Genomic DNA, 22,561 nt, shown 5'->3' with positions numbered 1-22,561 from the left:
ATGGCCGTGGCCGTTGTCAGACTGGAAGGTGAAGACATCCCCCTCGAACACAGGCAGTCGGGCGCAACCGCCGTCTTCCGTGTCAAAGATGACGAGGGCGCCGTACTGTATTTCGAAGATGAAGTTGAAGCGGCAAAGTCGGCTGTTGAACTAAGCAATGCCGAGCAATCCTGAATAAGAAGCGGTCTGACAGAGACTTGTGCTCAGTGATTTTTCACCAGGCTTAATATCGCATCGGCAAACTCTTGCGGTGCTTCTTGCGGCACATTGTGGCCCACTTTCGCTATCACCTGCCGCCGGACCGGCCCTGCAAAGCCACGTACCGCAGCACTGCCTTCGCGTTTTGATGATACGCCATCGTCTGCTCCCGCCAGAATATCCGTCGGTACTGTGATCAGGGGTTTTTGCGCGAGCTTCTCCTGAATCGCCGCGCAGGCAGGATCGCCCGCCGCCAGTCCATAGCGGTGTCGATAAGAATGCACGACCACGTCAACAAAGTCCGGGTTATCAAATGACTGCGCACTTTCAGTGAACGTGGATTCCGCAAATTGCCACGTTGGTGACCATAATTTCCAGAGCAAGTGGCAGAACTCATTTCGATTGGCCGCAAGGCCGGCGCGTCCGCGCTCACCGTGCAGGTAGTACTGATACCAGAGCCGTCGCTCTGTTTCGGGTGACGCCGGTGTGTTGGCTGCAGCGATGTCCTGAATGTTGTAGCCCGGGTCGCAACTGACCAGCCCGGTCACCCGTTCCGGCCACAGCGCAGCCACCACACACGCCGCGCGTCCGCCCCAGTCATAGCCAGCGAGAATGGCGTTCGGGATATTCAATGCATCCAGCAGTGCCAGCAGGTCGGCGCCCAATGCGGCCTGTTCGCCCGAGCGGGGCGTGGCTGAATCTATAAAACGGGTAGGGCCGTATCCCCTCAGATAAGGCACGATGCAGCGGCAGCCGGCCTGGACAAGCTGCGTCGACACGTCGTCGTAGGCGTGAATGTCATAGGGAAATCCGTGGAGCAATACCACGACCGGCCCATCGCTTGGGCCCATGTCGCGATATGAAACATTCAGCACGCCAGCAACTATATTCTTCACGGGAGTACTCCGGCAGACAGCAGTAAGGGAGCCCTGACGAATGCCGGGCTGACGTGTGAGGCGAAGAGGTTAAAACGATCCAATTGCGCGATTGGCAATTGCAGACTAACAACAGAGCAATGATCGAATCACCGATGCCGCGCGACGGGCACGGGCATCGGGAGATCGGCAACGGAGCGAAGGTTAATCACCTATCCCCCGTTCACAGACCCATCAGGAAACCCAGGATTCGACGGTGTCGGAACCGTGTTCGGCTTTCCATTCTTTCAAGGTCTTGTGATTGCCGCCTTTGGTTTCGACGACTTCACCGGTGTGCGGGTTTTTGTAGACTTTAACGGCGCGGGCTTTGCGAGTGGTCTTCTCGGGGGCAGTAGCGTTCTTGCCCTGTTTGGATCCGGTAGGGTGATCCAGAATCGAAATAATATCTTTCAGGCTCTTATTGTATTCGCCGAGCAGCGTACGCAATTTGCCTTCGAATTCGATTTCCTGTTCCAGGCCTTTATCGCCTTTCATGGCCTCAAGGGCCGCGAGCTGATCGGCAAGGTGACGTTCGAGTTGGCGGTATTCAGCAAGTTTAGACATTGGAACTCCATGTTTCGGTTTGTTGATACTGACGTGCGGCGTTAGCACTGGCGAACATTGGAGCGCACGGTGGTGACTGGTGTGACCGTGGACACTGTAGTGCGAGTGGGTGCATGGATGCCAGTACTAACAGCAAACTTTTCTGCCTTCTTTCCTGCCTTGACTGCAAAGCTGGCAGTTCAAATGGCGCAGGCCGCTTTACAACATCAACGGCCGTCACGTTTCGGCCAGGGCTGCAGGCTGCAAAGCGGTATTCAAAGCAGGCTTCAATGCCAGGCCGCCAAACGAGGTGGTGGGGTCTACATAACGCAGCGCCGATTTAATGTCTTTCCAGCCGACGTAATTCATCAGGCTTTTAATATCCCAGCCGTTACCGGACGCCCAAGTTGCAAATCCTCGGCGCATTGAGTGACTGCTGTAGAGGTCATCAGGCAACCCGGCGTCTTTAAAGATGCGCCGCAACATCGGCACAAGGCTGTGGGAATTGATGGCTTCCATGGACAGGTTGCCCCAACGATCAATCCGGCGGAACACCGGACCGTGGGTCAGGCCGGCCACGGTAATCCAGTTGATATAGGCATTGACCGGGCAGAGCGTCTTCAGCGCGGGGGTGCGAAACGTGGTGCCCTCATGCTGGCGGTCGCCTTTGGTGTAAGGCAGATAAAAGCTGATGCCTTCGCCCGCCTGGGCCTGGGTGTTGCCGACGTCCAGCCTGGCCAGCTCATCGCCGCGGAACCCTCGCCAGAAACCGATCAGCACCAGAGCGATAGAGCGTCGGTGACGCATCAATGACTTGTGGTCGCCACGTGCCCAGGCAGCATCTGCCTCGTTCTCCAGCCACGTCACCGCTTGCTCAAGGTGACGCAGCAGCAGCGGCGCCGCCTGTTTGGCTTGCGCCGGATGGACGACGCGGATGCCTTTTAGCAGCTGCCGCACAGTGGGCGTTTTGGTCGGGTCCGGAAACCCCTGGGTGACGTGCCACTGGGCCAGTGCTGCCAGACGCTGCTTCAGCGTACTGATGGCGTGTTTGTCGGCGTACTCCGCGAGGTAGCGCACGATACCGTCGCCCGTGGTGGGCAGGTAACCGCCCCAGACCACTTCGAAATGTTCGATCGCCGCCCGGTAGCTGCGGCGCGTGTTGGCGCGAGTGCCTGCTGACAGGTATCGATCTGCCTTTTCCATACATCCCTCGATCGGCGTGACACGGGCGCTTTGCTGGCTCAAATCGCTACCTGAGCTTCTGAAAAGCGATAAAGCACTATTATCGGCTCCTGGCAGAAACATTTCCACACAACGTTTTAGCTGGTATCGTGACCTGTAATAGCGTGTTACGTAACACGGTATGAAATCGTAGGAGATGGCATGGCACGCGGTGGCATTAACAAGGCGGTAGTGGAGCGGGCCCGACAGGCATTGCTGAGCAAGGGCGCTTACCCCAGCATCGACGCGGTGCGCGTGGAACTGGGCAACACCGGTTCGAAAACCACCATTGCCCGCTATCTCAAAGAGCTGGACGCCCAGGCGCCGGCCGAAGCGTCGTCCCGAGAGCGCATGGGCGAAGAGCTCAAATCATTGGTTGAAAGCTTGCTTGATCGGCTAACGGAGGAGGGCGAGGAGGTCGTCGCCCAGGCCCAGGCGGACTTCGATCGTCAGCGGATAGCCTGGGAGGCCCGACTGGAAGCCCTTGAGCTGGAGCTGAAATCAGCCCGGCACCAGTGCGAATCCCAGCACGCCGCGTTGACCGAGCAGGGCGCCCAGCTGCAAACCACCCATTCTTCCTGGCAGTCGGAACTGACGCGCAATGCCGGTCTGAGCCAGCAGTGCCAGGACCTTGAACGGCGGGTGCAGGACAAAGACCTGCAGATCCAGTCCCTCGAAGAAAAGCATGTGCACGCCCGCGCCGCGCTGGAGCATTACCGCGAGGCCATCAAGGAACAACGCGAGCAGGATCAGCGTCGCCACGAAGCCCAGCTTCAGCAGATTCAGCTTGAACAGCGAAAACTTCAGGAGACACTGGTCATCAAGCAGGATGAATCCACGCGCCTGAACCGCGACAACGAACGCTTGCTCGGCGAAATGCGTCAGCAGGCCCGGGCGCTGTCCGATCAGCATGACCAGACCCAGCGCCTCGCCACAGATCTCCGCGAAGCGCAGATGGCCACCGCGAAAGCCGACGGCGCCCGTGAGCAGCTGCAGGAGCAGTTGGCGGCGATAAAAGTGGACAGTAAATCCCTGGCGAAAGCGGTGGCACTGGCCAATGAGCATTTGGCGCACGCCAACCAGCAGATAGCTGCCTTGACCGAAGACAACGACAGCCTGCGTGCTCAGGTGCAGCTCATCATTGCCACACCGCCGCCGATACAGACGTAAGAGACCTGCCGGTCTTCAGCTTGCGGAAAACCATGCCAAACCAGCCCACCCCCGATGTCATCAAATCCGCCAGCCCCTCGACCGTTGCTTTGGCGCGGGGCTCGTTGTTCAAATTTGTGTTCCTGCTGGCAGGCGTGTTTCTGCTGGCCGCTTACCTGTTGGCGTTCCTCGCCCATGACCTCGATCACACCGAGGAGATCGAGAGCGCTTTCTACACCGACAAGGCGGTGCGCTCGCTTCAAAAAACGCTGACCGTCACGACCAAGGATTATGCGTTCTGGGGCGATGCCTACCGTTACCTGCACCTGAGTGTCGACCCCGACTGGGCTTTTGTCCGTCAGAACATCGGGCCGACGCTATTCAGCGATTTCGGATTCCAGGGCGTGTTCGTCATCGATGACACCGGCCGCACGGTGTATGCCGTGGTGGAAGGGCAACTGGAAAAGGTCGATGCCGAGCCGTGGCTGGGCCCTGCCAAGGACGCGTTGCTGGCCAAGGCCCGGGAGGGCGCCGAGACAGAAACCCCGGTTACCGCTTTCATTGACTTGAACGGCACACCCGCGCTGGTCGCTGCAGCCGCCATCACCCCCGGCACCGATCCAAGCGTCGTGCCTGATGGCCGGACGCCCTCGGTGTTGATCTTCGTCGATGTGCTGGACGACGCCAAGCTGGCCGTTCTGGGCAAGGAATACGGCGTAGAGGGGTTGCACGTTGCAACGGCCGACGAGCGCGACCAGGTCTCGATCTTTCCGCTGGGCGAGGGCGGTGTCGCCGGCGCCTTGCACTGGACACCACCCAAGCCTGGACAGCGATTGCTGGCCCTCGGTTTGCCGCTGATTGGCCTGGCCGCCGCGCTGGTGTGCCTGATGACCTGGGCGATCTTGCGTCGCACCACCGCCGCGGCGCGCTCCCTTGATGACAGTTACGCGTCCCTGCAAAAAAGCGAAAGCGCCCTCGCCACCAGTGAAGCGCGCTTTCGTGACGTGGTGGAAGCCAGCTCGGACTGGGTCTGGGAAATCGACAGCGAAGGGCGGTTCACCTACCTCTCTGACCGTTTCGAAAGCGTCACCGGCCTGCACCGCTCGCAGTGGATCGGGGCACTGATGGACGACCTGCTGCAAACCGAGCTCGGCCAGGTGTCCCATTGGCTGGCGATCCCCAACCGTCGCCCTGACATCACCATTCAGTGCCGCTACCTGGAGACCTGCGGCCGCGAGCGCATCAGTCGTCTGTCGGCGCGTTCGATGGCGGCGGGGGGATTCCGTGGCACGGCCACCGATGTCACCGAAGAAGTGGAAGCCCGTCGGCGCATCGAATTTCTCTCCCAGCACGACGCCCTGACCGGGCTGCCCAATCGGGTCCGGCTGCAGGAGTTCCTGGACGGGAAACTGAAAGCATTGCCAACCCTCGACCAGCCACTGGTGATGCTGAGCATCGACCTGGACCGCTTCAAGCCGGTGAACGACCTGCTCGGCCACGCCGCCGGCGACCGCGTGCTCAATGACGTGTCCAGTCGGCTGTCCGATTGCGTGCGCCATGGCGATCTGGTCGCGCGGGTGGGCGGCGACGAATTCGTGCTGATCCTCAGCGACGCCCAGACCCAGGACGAAGTCGAATCGCTATGCCGGCGACTGATCGAGTCCATCGAACGCCCGGTGCAGATCGACGACCAGGAAATATTCGTCAGCGCCAGCATCGGCATCGCCATGGCACCCACCGATGCACGCGAGGCGGCCGAGCTGCTGCGCTACGCCGATATCGCGCTGTATGAGGCCAAGGCCAGCGGTCGCGGCACCTGGCGGTTTTATGCCGGCGACATGAACGCGAAAATCATCGAGCGCAGGCGTCTTGAGAGCGACCTGCGCTATGCGATCAAACACAACGAACTGCGTCTGCATTTCCAGCCACGCTTTCGCATTTCCGATGGCAAGATGGTCGGCGCCGAAGCGCTGGTGCGTTGGCAGCATCCGCAGCGCGGTCTGATTACGCCGGACACCTTCATTCCCATCGCCGAAGAAAGCGGGCTGATCATCCCCCTCAGCGACTGGGTCATGACCCAGGCATGCGCTGAAGCCGCGCGCTGGCCGAAACACCTGTTCATTTCCATCAACCTGTCGCCTGCCGAATTCAAGCGCGGCAACCTGCCGGCGCGCATTCAGTTCGCCCTCAAGGCCACCGGTATAGAGCCGTCGCGGGTCGAACTGGAGATCACCGAAGGGGTGATGATCGAGGACGCCGTAGGCGCGCTGGACGTCATGCAGACGCTGAAGCAGTTGGACGTGCGCATCGCCATGGATGACTTCGGCACCGGTTATTCGTCGTTGAGTTACCTGCGCACGTTCCCCTTCGACGGGCTGAAGATCGACCGCAGCTTCCTGACCCGCCTCAGTGAAAGCGAAGGCGACCGCTCCATCGTGCAGGCCATTGTCGGACTGGGCCGGGCGCTTTCACTGACGGTCACGGCCGAGGGCATTGAAACCGCCGAGCATCTGGCATTGCTGAAGGCAGTGCAGTGCGAGGAAGGTCAGGGGTATTTTCTGAGTCATCCCCTGACCATGTCGGACTTCCACGCGCTGCTGGACGCGAGAAGTGCGGCAGCGGCGGATACAAACGTATAAAGTGCCCGCGCTAGCCCGGCAGCACCTCTTCCATCACACCGCTGCCGCACCCGGCCACTGTTCATTTTTGGAGGGTTCATGACTCACCCGCGCGCTGTTTTCACCGAAGGCTCGGTGGCCCGGCACGTCATGGTGATGTCGAGCACCAGCGCGTTGAGCCTGCTCGCGGTGTTTCTGGTGGACATTTTCACGCTGCTCTACGTGTCGATGCTCCACGATCCGATGCTGCTCGCCGCGACCGGGGTGGCGAAGGTGCTGATCTTCCTCAACAGCGCCGTCTCCAGCGGCCTGATCATCGCCGCCGCCACGGTGCTGTCCGAGCGGATCGGTCATCGCGCATCGAAGGCGTCTTCGCGGCTGGTCACTCACTTGATGCTGATGGTGGTGATCGCGTCGGGCGCGGCGGCGGCGTTGCAACTGGCGCTACTGGTGCCGCTCACTCGCTGGCTCGGCGCGGACGCCAGCACCTACGAAGCCGCGCGGATTTTCATCTGGCTGACCCTGCCGTTCAGCGTGCTGCAATCGGCCATGCAAATGGCGGCGCAGATCCTGCGAACCGCCGGCGACAGCCGCCGCGCCCTGTGCGTTGTGCTTTCGGGCGCGGCGACACTGGCCCTGGCCGATCCACTGTTCATTTTCGGTTTTGGCCTCGGGCTTGAAGGCGCGGGGATTTCCTACTCGCTGTCGGCGCTGGTGTCCCTGGGCCTGGGCATTTACTGGCTGCGGGCGCGGCTGGCGATGCCGTTTTCCATCCGCTGGCGACTGCTGCGCCTGCACACGCGCAAGGTCATGCAGGTCGGTTTGCCAGCGATGGTCGGCAATCTGGCGACGCCCGTGGGCTTGACCTATCTGGTTTCGTCGATCGGCGCCTATGGCACATCGGCGCTGGCGGCCATGTCGGTGATGGACCGGGTCATGCAGTTCGCCTACTGCGTGTTCTTTTCCCTGCCCAGCGCCCTCGCGCCGGTGCTGGGGCAGAACATCGGCGCCCATCGACACGCTCGTGTGGCCAGGGCCATTGGCTTCAGCCGCAAGCTGGTGATCCTCTACGGTCTGTTGGTCTGGGCCGTGCTCTTGCTGGCGGCGAATCCGCTGGCGGACACCTATCAACTGGAAGGCACCGGTCGGGCGATCTTTCTTGCGTTCTGCCACGTCGGCGGCGGCCTGTGGGCGCTGATCGGGCTGGATTTCGTCGCCATCGCGATGTTCGTCACCCTGGGCCGGCCGTGGCTGGTGGCGCTGTTCGCCTGGCTGCGGGCGACGCTGGGGACGGTGCCGTTCGTACTGGGCGGGATTTCTTTGTTCGGCGCGGCCGGTGCGTTCCCGGCCATGCTGACCGGTAACGCATTGATCGCCGTGACTTCGATTACAATCGCGTCCCTGACCGCCAGACGGTTTTTTCAGCGCCGGGGCGCCGCCCAGGCCGTGGCGTGAGCAGGCCAATGCCGGGCTCTGTCAGGCTTTATCCGAATCAACGAGACAGGGTGTTATGACAGACGACGAATCAGGGAATGACTCGCCCGAGGTGGCCTCGCCGAAACGCCGCCGTGCGCCAAAGGGTGAAATGCGTCGCGCCGCCTTGCTCGATGCGGCGACGCTGATCTTCGCCCGCAATGGTTACTCCAGTGCGTCGATGAAGGACGTCGCGCAGCTCGCCGGCATCACCACCGTTGGCTTGCTGCATCACTTTCCGAACAAGGAAGCGCTGCTCAATGCGCTACTGGAGCGTCGGGATCAGCGGGTGGTGTCGCGGTTCAGTGAACTGACCATGGAGATGACGCTGGAGGGGTTCATCAAATTCGTGCGGATGAGCATGAGCTTCAGCGTCCAGGACGCGGCCGAATGCCAGGCGGCGATGGTGCTCAACACGGAAAGCCTGTCAGAGGCCCATCCGGCCTTCGACTGGTACAAGACGCGCTTTCACATCACCCACGAACATGCGCGGGGGCATCTGCAGGCGTTGATCGAGGCGGGAGAGGTGCGGCCGGACATCGACGTGAAGGCGCTCGCTCAGGAGATCTTTTCGGTCATGGACGGTGTGCAGATCCAGTGGCTGAGGGCCCCGGAAGATGTCGACGTGATGGCCGTATTCGAGGGCTATCTGCGCCGTTTGAAAGCCGACCTTCAAGCTCGTCCCTGAGCTTGAAGTGACTGTTTGGACCCCGACCGGAAACCCGACCGGGTTACCCACTCAGTAGGTTTGCGAAGCGCTGACCTGCACTGCCTTGCGCAGTGGCAGCGGCAGCGGGTTGCTGTCGCGGGTGGTCAGGTGTTCCGGGAACAGCGTGATCAAGGTGCGATCCAGCGGCAGGTCTTCGGAGTCAGGCCCTACGAGGATCTTGAACTTGCCGGCGTCGACATCCCAGCTGTCGGTCTTCTCGACGTAGTACGCCAGGGAGCGCGAGTCGATCGGGATGCTCACGGTCTTGCTTTCACCCGGTTGCAGGTAAACCTTGGTGAAGCCCTTCAGCTCCTTCTCGGGACGGTCGACCGCCGGGTTGTTCGGGTGGACGTACAGCTGGGCCACTTCGAACCCGGCCTTGTCACCGGTGTTGGTCACTTTGAAAGTGACATCGACGGTGCTGCCCGGCGCCATGACGTTGGTCGACAGCTTCAGGTCGCTGTAACCGAACGTGGTGTAGGACAGGCCGTAACCGAACGGGTACAGCGGCTTGGCGTGCTTCTTGTCATAACCGCGATAACCCATGTACAGGCCTTCGCTGTAGGTCATTTCGGTCAGCGCATTGTCGCCACGGTAGGCAGCCGGATCCGGGTACGACGCGTAGCTCGGGTTGTCCTCGATCTTCTTGTCGATGGTGATCGGCAGCTTGCCCGACGGGTTGACCTTGCCGAACAGAATCTCGGCCAGGGCCTGGCCGCCTTGCTGACCCGGGAACCAGGCTTGCAGCGATGCGCCGACCTTGTTGGCCCACGGCTGCATGTCCATCGACCCGCCGCCGTGCATGACCACGATGGTGTTGGGGTTGGCTTTGGTGACGAAGCTGATCAGCTCTGCTTGCTGGTCAGGCAGCTCGAAACCGTGGTCGGAACCTTCGCCTTCGTGCTCGTAGTTGGAACCTGTTGCGATGACGACCGCGTCGTACTTCGACAGGTCCTTCGGTGGACGCAGCGCGGCCCAGCTCATCTGCACGCCAGTCACGCCACCCAGTGCCGGGATGAAGTTGCCCTGAATGCGTTGGTACTCAAGCTTCACCGAGTACGACTTGCCAGCCACCAGTGCAGCGGTTTTACCCGACGTCGTCAGCGCGTTGACCACGTCGGCAGAGTACGGCGCACCGTCGCTCTGCAGGACCAGCTCATCATTGACCCAGAGTTTGTACGGGCCGTCCGCACGGACCTTGAATACCTGGGCGCCGGAAACGGTCGGCTTGATGGTGGCCGTGTAACGCGCCGAAAATGCGCCCGGGGTCGGGCTGAAACCGGACACCGCGGTGGTGCCGGCGTTGGTTTCGTTGGTGCCGGTGGTCCAGTTGAGGTTCACGCCGGGTTCAACGCGGGTCACGGCCGGGCTTCCGGAGAAGCTGGTGTTGGCGAAGTACTCTGCCTTCACGCCGGCATTGTTGACGTTATTGCTGCCCACCGCAGGCTGATACCAGGCCGAGGCTTTAGGGTTGAGGCTCAGCTCGGACAGGTAGGTGACGTTGGTGCTGCTGGACGCCAGTTGCTGCAGGCCGCTCAGCTCGGTGACGTAGCTGTTGGGCGGCGAGTTGGCGGTGCCGAACGGCGACGCCGGCGCCTGATAGGCCCAGTCACCGATGACCGCGATCTTCGCGTCGCGCGCCAGCGGCAGCAGCGGTTTGCCAGCGGAGGTTTTCTCGTTGCGCAGCAGCACGATCGACTCACGCGCCGTGTTCAGCGATGCGCGCTGGCCGTACTCGGGGTGGTCCAGGGTCTTGGCGGTGTTGAGGTTTTCCTGGAAGTCGTAGCTGACGATGGCGCGCAGGTTGCGTTTGACCTTGTCGTCGATGACGTTCTGGCTCAGCTGGCCGCTCCACACATACGGCATCAGGTTGGCTTCGGTGAATTGCAGGCCCGACGGCATGTCGATATCGGTGCCGGCCCAGGCGCCTTTGAACGCGTCATGGATTGCGTTGAAGTCACTGATCACGGTGCCCTGATAACCCCATTCACCCTTGAGCACGTCAGTGATCAGGTGATGGTTTTCACAGGCGTAATCGCCGTTGATCTTGTTGAAGCCACACATGATCGACGCGACGTTGGCGTTCTTCACCATCGACTCGAAGCCCGGCAGGTACAGCTCGCGCAGGGTGCGCTCGTCGACCACCACGTTGACGGCCTGCCGGTTGGCTTCCTGCTCGTTGGCCAGGTAGTGCTTGCCGCTCGCCTGAATGCCCTGAGCCTGAATGCCGTTGACCACGGCCGGCGCCAGTACGGCGCCGATGAACGGGTCTTCACCGCTGGCGTATTCCGCCGAGCGCCCGTTGTACGGCGTGCGGTACAGGTTGACGCCGGGGGAGAGCATTTGCTGACCGCCGGAAATCCGCGTCTCGTAGGCAATCGCCAGACCGAATTCCTTGGCGCGGTTGATGCTCCAGGTCGCGGCGAGGGCGGACTGCGACGGGTACTGCGCGCCAAAGGTGGCGTTGTTGACGTGTACGCCCATGGAGGAGTCATAGGCGACGGTGCCTTTGATGCCCCATTTGAGCAAAGACGGGATCATGTGGCCGTCGTTGACGCGGGTGAAGTTGATCTTCTCGGACTGATTCATGTTGTCGAGGATCGAACTGACCCGGGCTTCCACGGCGTTGCCGGTGGCAGGCGTGACCGCCGCCAGTGCCAGGTTGGCTTGCAGCACGCCAAGGGACAGCAGGCTCAAGGCCAGGGTGTGTTTGAAGGCTGACATCGGGAATGCGCTCACTGGTCGCTGACGGTGGCCGGACGGCGGGGTGCGTGGGTCGGTCATGGCTTCTGCACCAGAACCGGCGCGTCACCGGTGTCGACCGGCGCATCGAGCATGGCGGAAGAGGTTTGGGTGGTCGGCACGGCAACCTTGTCGACGCCGGACAACTGGTCGCGCTGTTTCTCAACATTTACGCGAAGTGTTTCTGCCGAGTTCGTCGTTTGAGTGGTCGTGGAGTCCGCCGCAACAGCAGCAAAACTGCAGGCGCCGAAAAGCACGACGCTGCAAACAGACAGCATGGGTCTATTCATCGATTGTTTCTCGATTGATGGGGTGTGGAAAATATATGAACGCGCAAACCCGCCCCGTGAGAACAGGACGAACGTTAAGTCTGCGAAATCTACTGATTAGTTCAGGGTTTGCAAGATTATTTTTAAAATAGACGAGCGGTGATCGAAAAGGCGCGTTCAGGAGGGTTCCCGAGGAGGGCAGAGTGCTGTGTGGCAGACGATGAATCACAATCTACCGCAATAAAACCCTTATTTTATCGATTTAAGTGGCGATTGATTGCTCATAATAACGGATTAACATGATTTATATTGCTATGTATAAAACCTAATTGCCATTAGGTTTAGCTTGCTGATATGCTCTCTCCGCGCTGAGTAATCCTCGACCATTCAGACGACTGCATAGCCGCCTTAGTTGCCGATACACAGTCGCCAGCTATGGCGGTTAATAGCATTCAGTCGTTTATTTATATTCAACTAAAAAGTACCCAAGTTAAACGCAGGCCGATTGAAAGCCGTTGGATGAATCATCCACGGCTTATAACGCGTGGGCGTTATTAAATAGCCGCCGTATTCATTAGTTAATCCATCATCCAGACCAACAACCGCCATGCCCCTAAACCCGCTCGACGCCAGACAGTTGCAGATTCCGGACGCCGAGCAGGTCTGCGCATGGCTGTCGGCGAACGCCGGGCTGAAGGCTGCTGATCTGGAGCGGGCGCGGCGCCTGATGGCCGAATCCGAAGGGGCCGGGCTGCTGGCTTTACTGACCCGCCTGGGGCTGGTCTCGGAAACCGAGATGGCCCGGGCCTGGGCGGCGCTGCTGCAGACGCCACTGCTGGCCCTCGACGCCGCGGCTGACATGCTTGATCCCTTGCCGGCCCTGACCGAGCGCTTCATGCGGCATTTCCAGGTGGTGCCCCTGGCGTGGCGCGAAGACGGCCTGCATGTCGTCTCCGCAAACCCCTGCGAGCAATACGCCTTCGAAGCCATCGCCTATTGCTGCCAGGTGCCGGTGTGGCTGTCGATCGGTTCGCGCAATGACGTCGACACCCTGATCGAGCGCTATTACGGCCAGGGCCGCAGCGCCATCGGCACGCTGATCGAATCCCTCGACGACCACAACGGCTCGCCCGAAGACATCGAACACCTCAAGGACCTTGCCTCCGAAGCGCCGGTGATTCGGCTGGTCAACCTGATCCTGCAGCGGGCCGTCGAGCAACGGGCCTCGGACATTCACATCGAGCCGTTCGAGAGCCAGCTGAAAGTGCGTTATCGCATCGACGGCGTGCTCCACGAAGCCGAAGCGCCGCCGTCCAGTTCCTCGGCAGCGGTGATCTCCCGGCTGAAAATCATGGCGCGCCTCGACATCGCCGAACGGCGCTTGCCCCAGGACGGCCGGATCATGCTGCGGATTCAGGGCAAGGAGCTGGACCTGCGGGTCAGCACGGTGCCCACCAGCTTTGGCGAGTCAGTGGTGATGCGTCTGCTTGATCGGCAGACCATCAATTTCGATTTCCCCAGCCTCGGGTTCGACGGCGAGCGCCTCGATGCCTTTCTGGCGGTGCTCGAGCGGCCCCACGGCATTCTGCTGGTGACCGGGCCGACTGGCTCCGGCAAAACCACCACGCTGTACACCGCGCTGTCGCGGCTCAACACGGCCGAACGCAAGATCATCACCGTCGAAGACCCGGTGGAATACCAGCTCGAAGGGATCAATCAGATTCAGGTCAAACCGGCCATCGGTCTGGACTTCGCCGGGGCGCTGCGCTCCATCGTCCGCCAGGACCCGGACGTGATCATGATCGGTGAAATGCGCGATCTGGAAACCTGCCGCATCGCCATTCAGTCTTCGCTGACCGGGCACCTGGTGCTGTCGACGTTGCACACCAACAGCGCGGCGGCAAGTATCACGCGCTTGCTGGACATGGGCGTCGAGAGCTACCTGATCGCCTCCACGGTCAACGGTATTCTCGCCCAGCGCCTGGTGCGCCGCCTTGATCCGCTGACCCGCGAAGCCTTCGAAGCCCCCCAGGCGCTGATCGACGAACACGAACTGGAGCGCTTCACCGACGAGCGTCCGATTCTTCTGTACCGCCCGCGCACCGATGCGCCCGGCGGCGGTTATCGCGGCCGCAGCGCAATCACTGAACTGCTGGTGATGAACGAAGAACTGCGCAGCCTGCTGATGAGCCGCGCCGATGCCTCGACCCTGGAGCAGGCCGCGCGGCGTGCCGGGTTGCGCACGCTGCATGAGGAAGGCCTGCGTCAGGCGGTGGCGGGAATTACCTCGCTGGAAGAAGTCCTGCGCGTGACCCGAGGCGAATGACATGACGCCGTTCAAATACCGCGCGCTGGACGGTCAGGGCGCTGAACACAATGGCCTGCTGGACGCCGCCGACCGTGACGCCGCCATCGCCTTGCTGCACAAGCGTGGCTTGATGGTCCTGCAGATCGACCCGTCGAGTCTGGGCGGTCTGCGTCAGGCCCTCGGCCGCGGCGCATTGAGCGGCGCCGCGCTGATGAGCTTCACACAGCAACTGGCGACCCTGCTCGGCGCCGGCCAGCCGCTGGAACGCGCGCTGACCATTCTGCTGCGCCAACCCGGCCAGTCCCGGAACCAGATTCAGACCCGCGCGCTGATCGAGCGCATTCGCGAGCAGGTCAAGGCCGGCAAGCCGCTGTCCGTGGCGCTGGAAGAAGAGGGCCGGCAGTTCTCCCCGCTGTACATCAGCATGGTCCGCGCGGGCGAAGCCGGCGGCGCGCTGGAAAACACCCTGCGTCAGCTCAGCGAGTACCTGGAGCGCAGCCAGATGCTGCGCGGCGAGGTGATCAACGCGCTGATCTACCCGGCGTTTCTGGTGGTCGGCGTGCTCGGTTCCCTGGCGCTGCTGCTCGCGTACGTCGTGCCGCAATTCGTGCCGATCTTTCGCGACCTCGGCGTGCCGATTCCCTTCATCACCCAGGCGATTCTCTGGCTTGGGCAGTTCCTCAGTGACTTCGGGCTGATGCTGCTGGCCGGCACTATTGCGCTGGTCTGGGTCATCGCCTTGCGATCCCGCGATCCCCAACGCCGCTTGCGACGTGACCGGCGTCTGTTGCGCATGCGTGTGATCGGCCCCTTGCTGCAGCGCATCGAAGCGGCCCGGTTGGCGCGCACCCTCGGCACCTTGCTGAACAACGGCGTGGCGCTGTTGCAGGCGCTGGTCATCGCCCGGCAAGTCTGCAGCAACCGCGCGCTGCAGCAACAGGTCGAGCAGGCCAGTGAGTCGGTGAAAGGCGGCGGCACGCTGGCCAGTGCTTTCGGCGAGCAACCGCTGCTGCCGGACCTGGCCCTGCAAATGATCGAAGTCGGCGAACAGGCCGGCGAACTGGACACCATGTTGCTGAAGGTGGCCGACGTGTTCGACGTCGAGGCCAAACGCGGCATCGACCGCATGCTCGCCGCGCTGGTGCCGAGCCTGACCGTGGTCATGGCGGTGCTGGTGGCGGTGATCATGCTGGCCATCATGCTGCCGCTGATGAGCCTGACCAGCAATATCTGAAACCCGAATCCTTTCAATCAGAGAACCAGACCGATGCGCCCCACGCCGTTCACCGCTATCACCCGCCGCCAGCGCGGCTTCACCCTGCTGGAGATGCTCGCGGTCATCGTGCTGCTGGGCATCGTCGCGACCATCGTTGTGCGTCAGGTCGGCGGCAACGTCGACAAGGGCAAGTACGGCGCCGGCAAGGCGCAGTTGGCGAGCCTGAGCATGAAGATCGAAAGCTACGGCCTGGACCTGGGTTCGCCGCCGAAAACCCTGCAGCAACTGGTCGAAAAACCGGCCAACGCCTCAGGCTGGGCCGGGCCCTACGCCAAGCCGTCGGACCTGAAGGACCCCTTCGGTCATGCCTTCGGCTATCGCTTTCCGGGTCAGCATGGCCCGTTCGACCTGATTTTCTTCGGTCAGGACGGCCAGCCCGGCGGCGAAGGCTACAACGCCGACCTGGGCAACTGGGAGTAATCGGCGAGCATGAACGCGCCTGGGGCAAGCCGCGGTTTTACCCTGCTGGAGATGCTGGTGGTCATCGTCTTGATGAGCATCGGCATCGGCGTGGTCGGGTTTGGATTGCACAAGGGGTTGCAGCAGGCCGCGGACCGTCAGTTGCTCGGGCAAATGGTTCAGGCCCTGCGCACGACCCGCAGCGCGGCGATCATCAGCGGGCAGCCTCGGGAGACTTCATTTGATCTCGACCGCCGCACCTTTCAGGCCCCCGGCAAACGGCCCCAGCAATGGCCGGCTGAAGTGGGCGTGCAGCTGAACACGGCGGCGGATCTGAATGCAGCTGTCGCGTTCTACCCGGATGGCAGTTCCAGCGGCGGCAATCTGCTGGTGTTCCAGGGTGAGCGGCGCTGGCGCATCGACATCGGCTGGCTCACCGGCAGCGTCAAGAGCCGTGCTCTGCCATGAAGGCTCGCAACGGTCAGGCTGGTTTCACCCTGCTGGAAATGCTCGCCGCGCTGGTGGTCATGGCCCTGTGCAGTGGCGTGCTGCTGATGGCGTTCGGGCAGAGCGCTCGCTCGTTACAGGAGGTTGATCGCGAGGACCGGCTCAGCCAGGCAGCGCGTTCGGTGCTGGATGATCAGGCCGTCGGCGTGTTGCAACCGGGGCTGAGCAACGGCGTGATGGACGATGGCATTGAATGGGCAATGAACGTCTGGGCGTTGCCCACCGACGCCGGCCAGCCGCGAATGTTGCGGGTGAATGTGATCGTCAGCGAAGGCCGGCGTGAGGCGCGGTTCAGCACCCTGCGGCTGGTCAGTCCTTCCAGGGCGGGCGCCCAGTGAGCAGACGACAAGCGGGTTTTACCCTGCTGGAAATCATGATCGTACTGAGCCTGCTGGCGGTGCTGCTGACACTGGTCGGCGGCGCGCTGGTGGGGGCGAATCGGGCGATGGTGAAGGCCGATCATTACACCTCACGGCTGGATGAGCGGCGGGCGGCCCAGGGCTTTTTGCGTCAGGCCATCAGCCAGGCGCTGCCGCTGGATCTGGCGGAAAACGACCATTCCGGCGCAGGGCTCTTTGTGGGTTCGGCGCAACGCATGCAGTTTGCCGCGACCTTGCCGGGCAACCTGGGCGGCGGCATTCAGTTGCACACCCTGGAGATGTCCGGGCCGGCAGCGGACCGTCGTTTGCAGATCGCTTTCGCCCAGGTCCAGGACAACGTATTGCGCGCGTGGGGTGAGCCCCAGGTGTTGCTTCACGGGGTGAACAGTTTGTCGTTGAGCTATCGCGGCATGACGCCAAAAGGTGAGGCGACCGGCTGGCTGGCTGAGTGGCCGTGGCCCAACCGTTTGCCCCGCGCCGTGCGCGTTGACGTGCAGATGGACGGCCCGGTGAACTGGCCCAGCGAAGTCATCGCCCTGCGGCTGGACCTGTCCGGCGGGGCGTCCGGTGCTACGTCCGCTGCGGGAGGCGCGCAATGAATCGGCAGCGCGGCGTGGCCTTGTTGCTGGTGCTTTGGGCAGTGGCGACGCTGAGCCTGTTGCTCGGCGGTCTGGCCGGCTGGGTGCAGCTGGAAACCCGACAGGCGTTATGGCAGCGGCAGCACACCCAGGCGCTGCTGGCGGCCCAGGCCGGGATGAACCTGGCGTTGCAGTCGTTGCTGGACCTGAATCACCGACCGCGCTGGATCGCCGACGGCCGGGCCGTGCCGCTGGCCTTCGACGACGCGCGGATGGTGGTCAGCGTCAGCAGCGAGCGCGGCAAGCTCGATCTGAATGCGGCCAGCAACGAGGACATCACCCGGGTCGCCCAGGCCTGCGGCGCCGATCGCGACGAGGCGACCCGCCTGGGCCGGGCATTGCTGGCGCGTCGAGACGGCAGTGCTGCGCCGTTGCGGGTTATCGAAGAACTGCGCCAGGTCCCGGGCATGACCCAACGCCTTTACCAGCGCATGGCCCCGGAAGTGACGCTGTGGAGCGGGCTGTCGCGCCCGGACGCCGCATTCGCCTCGCCGTTGCTGCGCAGCGCCTTGAACCTGCCAAAACAGACAGCCACGGGCACCGACCCTGGCAGCGTGCTGAGCATCGACAGTCAGGCGCAACTGCCGGATGGCGTTGTCGCCCGGCTCCAGACCACCGTTCTACTGTCCCCATCGGAGGGTAACGCTCAGCCGTATCGGGTGCTGCGTTGGCAAGAATGAATTCACTCCTTTCAGTCCCTGCGCCGCTTCGGGCGTACCTGGCCAATGTTGAACGGCGCTGGCAGGGCAGCGTGGCGCAACGTGTCTGGCAGCTCTGGCTCGCGGAACTGCGAAGCTGCGTGCCGGTGCGTTTGCGTCATCGCTTCAGCGCCCAGGTACCCGTGCAGACCCATCGCTGGCCGATCACGATGCCCGGCCCCGAAGTGCAGGCCGGCGCCCGGCAAGTGCTGATGTTGCCGACCCCTTTGGTGACGATCCATCACCTGCAATTGCCGACGGCGGCGGCGCGGGATCTCACCGCCGTGGTCGGCTATGAGCTGGACAAATACACGCCGTATCCCCGCGACCAGTTGCTTTATGTGGTGCGCCAGGGCGGCCGCAGCGCCGGGTGGTTGCAAGTCACCCTGATCGCCATCCTCCGCGAGCGCCTGAATGCGATTCTGGCCGAGTGCGGCGCCCATGGCCTGACGCCGCAACGGGTGGACGTCTGCGCAGAGGACGGCACGCCGCTGGGCATCGACCTGCTGCCCGACGCCGCGCGTCCATTGAACCCGCGCGCAGGCATCGACCGGCGTCGTGTGCTTGCCGGGTCGTGCGCCGTGCTGCTCATCACGCTGATGGGCCTCTGGCTGCACGATCGTCAGCAACGGCTGCAAGGCATGCGCGCCACGGTGCAAGCCCAGAAAGCCGAGGTGGCGCAGGTCCAGCAGCTGCGTCAGCAACTGACCAACACCCTCGGCGCCGCCGATTACCTGAGCCGGCACAAGGCCGCGCGCCCGACCATGGCCGCGCTGATGAGTGAATTGACCGCCTGCCTGCCCGATGACACCTGGCTGGAGCAGCTCGAAATCGACGCTGACGACGTGTCGTTTTCCGGCCAGAGCGTGCGTGCCAGTGCGCTGATCAGCCGCTTGAAAGACTGCCGCAGCCTCGAAAATCCGCAGTTTCAGGGCGTGATTCAGCCCGACGCCGCCAGCGGCAAAGAACGCTTCGCCTTGCACGCACGCCTGCATCAGGAGGCCGCCGATGGGCCGAACACTGACACCCCGTGAACGTCGCGGCGCTGCATTGATCGTCCTCGCGCTGGTGATCGGCGCAGGCTACTGGCTGCTCATCGACAGCTGGTTCGCCGGCCCGCTGCGGGACATGGGCGAAGAGACCGAGCAGCTCAAGTCTCAACAGCAGCGCTACGCCGGCGTGCTGCAGCAGCGCGAAAGCCTGAACGCAGCGCTGGAAACGGCCGCGCAGGACCCGGCCAGCAGCGCGAGCCTGTTGACCGGCGAAGACCCCAGCGCCGTAGCCGCCGATCTCATGCAGCACGTCGCTGACGTCATCACCGCCCAAGGCGCGAACGGCGCCGGCTGCACGCTCACTCAACGGATGCCGATCACCCCGGAGCAGGACGGCAGCGAGCCGTTTCGCCAGGTCAAGGTCAGCGTCACCCTGGAATGCGCCATCGAGCCGCTGATGGCGGTGTTGCACGGGCTGGAGTATCAGCGGCCGTTGCTGTTCATCGATCACATGAGCGTGCGCCGCGCGAGCAGTGCGCCGGGCAAAGGCGGGGCAGGGCGGTTGGCGGTGCAACTGCTGATTCGCGGCTATTTGCAGCCGGTGGCGGCCAAGGCAACGGCCGATCAATCCGACGCCGCGCAGGCCGCCCCATGATGCGTTCCCCGATAACGGCCGAGCGCGCGCTCATGGCCGTCGCCCTTATCCTGCTGGTGCTGATCGCTCTGGTGCTCAACGGCACCTGGCAGTCGGCGGACTGGCTGCCCGCCGAAGCGAACCATCGCCCGGCCGTCGCACCAAAAACGCCGGTGTTGTCGCCCGTGGCATTGCCCAGTCTGGCCAACGCCTGGCAGACCCCGCTGTTCAGCGTCGACCGCCGCCCGGACCTGCAACAGCCGGCCAATCAAGCAGCGTCCAGCCTGAGCGGACTGACCCTGACCGGCGTGCTGCTCGACGGCACGGTGCAGTTGGCATTCATCAAACCGGCCACCGGCCCGTCGCTGAAAGTCCGCCTCAACGGGCCGTTGCCCAACGGCTGGACCCTACGCGCGATCAGCCCGACGAGTGCCACGTTTGGCATCGGCGAGCGCACCGAAACCCTCACTGTCCGGCGCCTGCGATTGCCTGCGCCGTCGACCTCACCACCGCTTTCCCTTTCCCGTGAAGACCTCCATGAACCTGCCCCGTAATCCTTCCCTGCGCCGTGCCCGCAGCACCAAACCCGTCGCGACGCTGCGCTCGCCCTTGCTGTGCCTGGCGGCGGCCGTCGCCTTGAGCGGCTGCACCACCGCGCCGACGACCCTTGAGCCGGACAACGGCATGCTCCGCGAGGCGCTGGACGGAACCGGAAGCCAACGCCGGCCGGTCGATCCGCGCAGCGAACAAATGCCGGTCCCGGCACAAGCCAGTCCCGCGGACAGCTCGACGGCGACTACCGGTTCCCGGCAAATCATCAGGGGCACCCAGCGTTTCGTGAAAGCACCGGCGCCAGCCGCCGCAACGCCACGCGCGGCGGAAGGTGACATCGTCTTCAACTTCGCCAACCAGCCCATTGAAGCGGTGGTCAACAGCATCCTCGGCGACATGCTTCACGAGAGCTACACCATTGCTCAAGGGGTGAAGGGCGAGGTGAGTTTCTCCACGTCGCGGCCGGTCAACCCGCAGCAGGCGCTGTCGATTCTGGAGACCCTGCTGTCGTGGACCGACAACGCGATGATTCGCCAGGGCAATCGCTACGTCATCCTTCCGGCCAGCCAGGCGATTGCCGGCAAGCTGGTGCCGGAAATGGCCGTGGCCCAGCCCTCTGCCGGGTTGTCGGCGCGGCTGTTCCCGCTGCGCTACATCTCCGCCACCGAGATGCAGAAGCTGCTCAAGCCGTTCGCCCGGGAAAACGCATTTCTGCTGGTGGACCCTGCGCGCAATGTGTTGAGCCTGGCGGGCACCACTGAAGAGCTGGCGAACTATCAGCAGACCATCGACACCTTCGACGTCGACTGGCTCAAGGGCATGTCGGTGGGCGTGTTCGGCCTGCAACGGGCCTCGGTCAGCGAGCTGATGCCGGAGCTGCAGAAGCTGTTCGGCCCGGACAGCGGCATGCCGTTGGCGGGGATGGTGCGTTTTCTGCCGATCGAGCGGACCAACTCGGTCGTGGCGTTTTCGTCCCAGCCCGAGTACCTGAACGAAGTGGGCACCTGGATTCGCACCATCGACGAGGGCGGCGGCAACGAGCCGCAGCTGTACGTGTACGACGTGCGCAACATGAAGGCCACCGACCTGGCGAAATACCTCAAGCAGATCTACGGCACCGGCGCGGTACAAGAGGAGAGCGCGGCGAAGGTCGCGCCGGGTTTGCTCGCGCGATCGATGTCGTCGTTGACGGGGGGCACGTCTGGCGGTCTGGGTTCAGGTAGCGGATTGAGTGGCAGCGCCGGTTTGAACAGCAATGGCCAAGGCGGCATGTCCCAGGGCGGGACTCAGAACACAGCGACCTCAGACGACGAGCAGGAGCAAGACGCGGACACCGGCAGCGACAGCGGTTCCGACGACAGTTCGACATCCGGCGCTGCCACCTCGGGCAACGGGCAGAAAGGGCTGGACTCGACCACCCGCATCTCGGCGCAGAAAAGCAGCAACCAGCTGCTGGTGCGCACCCGTCCTGCGCAGTGGAAAGAGATCGAAGCGGCGATCAAACGTCTGGACAACGCACCGCTGCAAGTACAGATCGAGACGCGGATTCTCGAGGTCAAGCTCACCGGCGAGCTGGACCAGGGGGTTCAGTGGTACCTCGGACGCCTGGCCGGCAATTCCACCAGCACCACGGTCGCCAACACTGCCGGCAGTCAGGGTGCACTGGGCGGAGGCGGTGCCGGGCTGGGTTCGACCGATTCGCTGTTCTATTCCTTCGTCAGCACCAACCTGCAGGTGGCGATTCACGCGCTGGAAACCAACGGCCGCACCCAGGTGCTGTCGGCGCCGTCGCTGGTGGTGATGAACAACGAAAGCGCGCAGATTCAGGTCGGTGACAACATCCCCATCAGCCAGACCACCGTCAACACCGGCACCTCGGACACCACCCTCAGCAGCGTCGAGTATTTGCAGACCGGCGTGATTCTCAACGTCGTCCCGCGCATCAACCCGGGCGGTCTGGTGTACATGGACATTCAGCAGCAGGTCAGCGATGCCGACGACACCGTGACGGTGAACGGCAACCCGCGCATCTCGACGCGCTCGGTGTCGACCCAGGTCGCTGCGCAAAGCGGGCAGACCGTGTTGCTCGGCGGGCTGATCAAGCAGGACAACAGCGAGAGCGTCAGCGCCGTGCCGTACCTGGGCCGGGTCCCCGGGCTGGGCTGGCTGTTCGGCAATCGCAGCAAGTCAAAGGACCGCACCGAGTTGCTGGTGCTGATCACGCCGCGGGTCATCAACAGCAGCAGCCAGGCACGCCAGGTTACTGACGATTATCGTCAGCAGATGCAGTTGTTGAACGGCGCCAGCGCGCCACAAGCCCTGCGCTAGACGCTCGCGCAGC

21 protein-coding genes are annotated in these 22,561 nt (G+C 63.0%); 16 read left to right on the top strand and 5 right to left on the bottom strand.

What is annotated here, in order from left to right; genetic code table 11:
- A complete protein-coding gene (locus ABEH28_RS14930) occupies positions 1–174 on the top strand; it encodes a hypothetical protein (protein ID WP_192173879.1) in 174 nt (57 codons plus the stop codon).
- Positions 175–203: 29 nt separating this feature from the next.
- Here the strand turns inward: ABEH28_RS14930 and ABEH28_RS14925 are convergent, their stop codons facing one another.
- The 3 genes from ABEH28_RS14925 to ABEH28_RS14915 all read right to left on the bottom strand — a co-directional run bounded on the left by ABEH28_RS14925 (position 204) and on the right by ABEH28_RS14915 (position 2,858).
- Positions 204–1,049, bottom strand: coding sequence for an alpha/beta hydrolase (locus ABEH28_RS14925; protein WP_346630502.1), 846 nt, complete (start codon positions 1,047–1,049; stop codon positions 204–206).
- Positions 1,050–1,307: 258 nt separating this feature from the next.
- The gene (locus ABEH28_RS14920; protein WP_192173877.1) at positions 1,308–1,676 is read right to left on the bottom strand and encodes a histone-like nucleoid-structuring protein, MvaT/MvaU family; all 369 of its coding nucleotides are present in this window, start codon (positions 1,674–1,676) and stop codon (positions 1,308–1,310) included.
- Positions 1,677–1,892: 216 nt separating this feature from the next.
- Positions 1,893–2,858, bottom strand: coding sequence for a tyrosine-type recombinase/integrase (locus ABEH28_RS14915; protein ID WP_346630376.1), 966 nt, complete (start codon positions 2,856–2,858; stop codon positions 1,893–1,895).
- A gap of 180 nt (positions 2,859–3,038) precedes the next feature.
- Between ABEH28_RS14915 and ABEH28_RS14910 the strand changes: the two genes are divergently transcribed.
- From ABEH28_RS14910 to ABEH28_RS14895, 4 genes are all read left to right on the top strand, one after another.
- The gene (locus ABEH28_RS14910; RefSeq protein WP_346630375.1) at positions 3,039–4,046 is read left to right on the top strand and encodes a DNA-binding protein; all 1,008 of its coding nucleotides are present in this window, start codon (positions 3,039–3,041) and stop codon (positions 4,044–4,046) included.
- A 32-nt stretch (positions 4,047–4,078) separates the two neighbouring features.
- The gene (locus ABEH28_RS14905; protein ID WP_346630374.1) at positions 4,079–6,664 is read left to right on the top strand and encodes an EAL domain-containing protein; all 2,586 of its coding nucleotides are present in this window, start codon (positions 4,079–4,081) and stop codon (positions 6,662–6,664) included.
- Positions 6,665–6,742: 78 nt separating this feature from the next.
- On the top strand, positions 6,743–8,098 hold the full coding sequence (locus ABEH28_RS14900) for an MATE family efflux transporter (protein WP_346630373.1): 1,356 nt from the start codon (positions 6,743–6,745) through the stop codon (positions 8,096–8,098).
- 55 nt (positions 8,099–8,153) lie between these two features.
- A complete protein-coding gene (locus ABEH28_RS14895) occupies positions 8,154–8,804 on the top strand; it encodes a TetR/AcrR family transcriptional regulator (protein WP_272631967.1) in 651 nt (216 codons plus the stop codon).
- A 51-nt stretch (positions 8,805–8,855) separates the two neighbouring features.
- Here the strand turns inward: ABEH28_RS14895 and ABEH28_RS14890 are convergent, their stop codons facing one another.
- Positions 8,856–11,549, bottom strand: a complete 2,694-nt coding sequence (locus ABEH28_RS14890; RefSeq protein WP_346630501.1) for a glycoside hydrolase family 3 C-terminal domain-containing protein — start codon at positions 11,547–11,549, stop codon at positions 8,856–8,858.
- A 56-nt stretch (positions 11,550–11,605) separates the two neighbouring features.
- Entirely contained in the window at positions 11,606–11,845 is a 240-nt protein-coding gene (locus tag ABEH28_RS14885; protein WP_192173871.1) for a hypothetical protein, read from the bottom strand.
- 598 nt (positions 11,846–12,443) lie between these two features.
- On the opposite strand from ABEH28_RS14885, the gene gspE reads away from it, so the two are divergent.
- From gspE to gspD, 11 genes are read left to right on the top strand one after another with little or no spacing between them, the layout of a single operon-like run.
- Complete coding sequence (gspE, locus tag ABEH28_RS14880) at positions 12,444–14,162, top strand: type II secretion system ATPase GspE (protein ID WP_346630372.1); 1,719 nt, start codon at positions 12,444–12,446, stop codon at positions 14,160–14,162.
- 1 nt (position 14,163) lies between these two features.
- Positions 14,164–15,378, top strand: a complete 1,215-nt coding sequence (gspF, locus tag ABEH28_RS14875; RefSeq protein ID WP_346630371.1) for a type II secretion system inner membrane protein GspF — start codon at positions 14,164–14,166, stop codon at positions 15,376–15,378.
- 33 nt (positions 15,379–15,411) lie between these two features.
- Positions 15,412–15,840 (top strand): type II secretion system major pseudopilin GspG, encoded by a 429-nt coding sequence (gspG, locus tag ABEH28_RS14870; protein ID WP_346630370.1) that lies wholly within the window; start codon positions 15,412–15,414, stop codon positions 15,838–15,840.
- A 9-nt stretch (positions 15,841–15,849) separates the two neighbouring features.
- The gene (locus ABEH28_RS14865; protein WP_282367936.1) at positions 15,850–16,287 is read left to right on the top strand and encodes a GspH/FimT family pseudopilin; all 438 of its coding nucleotides are present in this window, start codon (positions 15,850–15,852) and stop codon (positions 16,285–16,287) included.
- Positions 16,284–16,664 carry a type II secretion system protein gene (locus ABEH28_RS14860; protein ID WP_346630369.1) on the top strand — a complete coding sequence of 127 codons (381 nt, stop codon included), beginning with the start codon at positions 16,284–16,286 and terminating at the stop codon, positions 16,662–16,664. The genes ABEH28_RS14865 and ABEH28_RS14860 overlap by 4 nt, the downstream gene beginning before the upstream one ends.
- Complete coding sequence (locus tag ABEH28_RS14855; protein WP_346630368.1) at positions 16,661–17,305, top strand: prepilin-type N-terminal cleavage/methylation domain-containing protein; 645 nt, start codon at positions 16,661–16,663, stop codon at positions 17,303–17,305. Before ABEH28_RS14860 ends, ABEH28_RS14855 begins: the two co-directional genes overlap by 4 nt.
- Positions 17,302–18,024 (top strand): type II secretion system minor pseudopilin GspK, encoded by a 723-nt coding sequence (locus ABEH28_RS14850; protein ID WP_346630367.1) that lies wholly within the window; start codon positions 17,302–17,304, stop codon positions 18,022–18,024. The genes ABEH28_RS14855 and ABEH28_RS14850 overlap by 4 nt, the downstream gene beginning before the upstream one ends.
- Positions 18,021–19,076, top strand: coding sequence for a PilN domain-containing protein (locus ABEH28_RS14845; RefSeq protein WP_346630366.1), 1,056 nt, complete (start codon positions 18,021–18,023; stop codon positions 19,074–19,076). The genes ABEH28_RS14850 and ABEH28_RS14845 overlap by 4 nt, the downstream gene beginning before the upstream one ends.
- Positions 19,051–19,689, top strand: coding sequence for a type II secretion system protein GspM (gspM, locus tag ABEH28_RS14840; protein WP_346630365.1), 639 nt, complete (start codon positions 19,051–19,053; stop codon positions 19,687–19,689). Before ABEH28_RS14845 ends, gspM begins: the two co-directional genes overlap by 26 nt.
- Positions 19,686–20,222 carry a hypothetical protein gene (locus tag ABEH28_RS14835; RefSeq protein WP_346630364.1) on the top strand — a complete coding sequence of 179 codons (537 nt, stop codon included), beginning with the start codon at positions 19,686–19,688 and terminating at the stop codon, positions 20,220–20,222. Before gspM ends, ABEH28_RS14835 begins: the two co-directional genes overlap by 4 nt.
- Complete coding sequence (gspD, locus tag ABEH28_RS14830) at positions 20,206–22,548, top strand: type II secretion system secretin GspD (RefSeq protein WP_346630363.1); 2,343 nt, start codon at positions 20,206–20,208, stop codon at positions 22,546–22,548. The genes ABEH28_RS14835 and gspD overlap by 17 nt, the downstream gene beginning before the upstream one ends.
- Positions 22,549–22,561: the final 13 nt, after the last annotated feature.

Origin of the sequence: Pseudomonas sp. Ps21-P2, assembly GCF_039672565.1 — a bacterium.
Taxonomy (GTDB): Bacteria; Pseudomonadota; Gammaproteobacteria; order Pseudomonadales; family Pseudomonadaceae; genus Aquipseudomonas.
This window is presented reverse-complemented; position numbering and strand designations above follow the sequence as displayed.

Bases quoted from the DNA above. Each gene is read 5' to 3' on its own strand.
- ABEH28_RS14930 (WP_192173879.1), top strand. From the start codon at position 1: ATGGCCGTGGCCGTTGTCAGACTGGAAGGTGAAGACATCCCCCTCGAA.
- ABEH28_RS14925 (WP_346630502.1), bottom strand. From the start codon at position 1,049: ATGGGCCCAAGCGATGGGCCGGTCGTGGTATTGCTCCACGGATTTCCC.
- ABEH28_RS14920 (WP_192173877.1), bottom strand. From the start codon at position 1,676: ATGTCTAAACTTGCTGAATACCGCCAACTCGAACGTCACCTTGCCGAT.
- ABEH28_RS14915 (WP_346630376.1), bottom strand. From the start codon at position 2,858: ATGGAAAAGGCAGATCGATACCTGTCAGCAGGCACTCGCGCCAACACG.
- ABEH28_RS14910 (WP_346630375.1), top strand. From the start codon at position 3,039: ATGGCACGCGGTGGCATTAACAAGGCGGTAGTGGAGCGGGCCCGACAG.
- ABEH28_RS14905 (WP_346630374.1), top strand. From the start codon at position 4,079: ATGCCAAACCAGCCCACCCCCGATGTCATCAAATCCGCCAGCCCCTCG.
- ABEH28_RS14900 (WP_346630373.1), top strand. From the start codon at position 6,743: ATGACTCACCCGCGCGCTGTTTTCACCGAAGGCTCGGTGGCCCGGCAC.
- ABEH28_RS14895 (WP_272631967.1), top strand. From the start codon at position 8,154: ATGACAGACGACGAATCAGGGAATGACTCGCCCGAGGTGGCCTCGCCG.
- ABEH28_RS14890 (WP_346630501.1), bottom strand. From the start codon at position 11,549: ATGTCAGCCTTCAAACACACCCTGGCCTTGAGCCTGCTGTCCCTTGGC.
- ABEH28_RS14885 (WP_192173871.1), bottom strand. From the start codon at position 11,845: ATGCTGTCTGTTTGCAGCGTCGTGCTTTTCGGCGCCTGCAGTTTTGCT.
- gspE (WP_346630372.1), top strand. From the start codon at position 12,444: ATGCCCCTAAACCCGCTCGACGCCAGACAGTTGCAGATTCCGGACGCC.
- gspF (WP_346630371.1), top strand. From the start codon at position 14,164: ATGACGCCGTTCAAATACCGCGCGCTGGACGGTCAGGGCGCTGAACAC.
- gspG (WP_346630370.1), top strand. From the start codon at position 15,412: ATGCGCCCCACGCCGTTCACCGCTATCACCCGCCGCCAGCGCGGCTTC.
- ABEH28_RS14865 (WP_282367936.1), top strand. From the start codon at position 15,850: ATGAACGCGCCTGGGGCAAGCCGCGGTTTTACCCTGCTGGAGATGCTG.
- ABEH28_RS14860 (WP_346630369.1), top strand. From the start codon at position 16,284: ATGAAGGCTCGCAACGGTCAGGCTGGTTTCACCCTGCTGGAAATGCTC.
- ABEH28_RS14850 (WP_346630367.1), top strand. From the start codon at position 17,302: ATGAATCGGCAGCGCGGCGTGGCCTTGTTGCTGGTGCTTTGGGCAGTG.
- ABEH28_RS14845 (WP_346630366.1), top strand. From the start codon at position 18,021: ATGAATTCACTCCTTTCAGTCCCTGCGCCGCTTCGGGCGTACCTGGCC.
- gspM (WP_346630365.1), top strand. From the start codon at position 19,051: ATGGGCCGAACACTGACACCCCGTGAACGTCGCGGCGCTGCATTGATC.
- ABEH28_RS14835 (WP_346630364.1), top strand. From the start codon at position 19,686: ATGATGCGTTCCCCGATAACGGCCGAGCGCGCGCTCATGGCCGTCGCC.
- gspD (WP_346630363.1), top strand. From the start codon at position 20,206: ATGAACCTGCCCCGTAATCCTTCCCTGCGCCGTGCCCGCAGCACCAAA.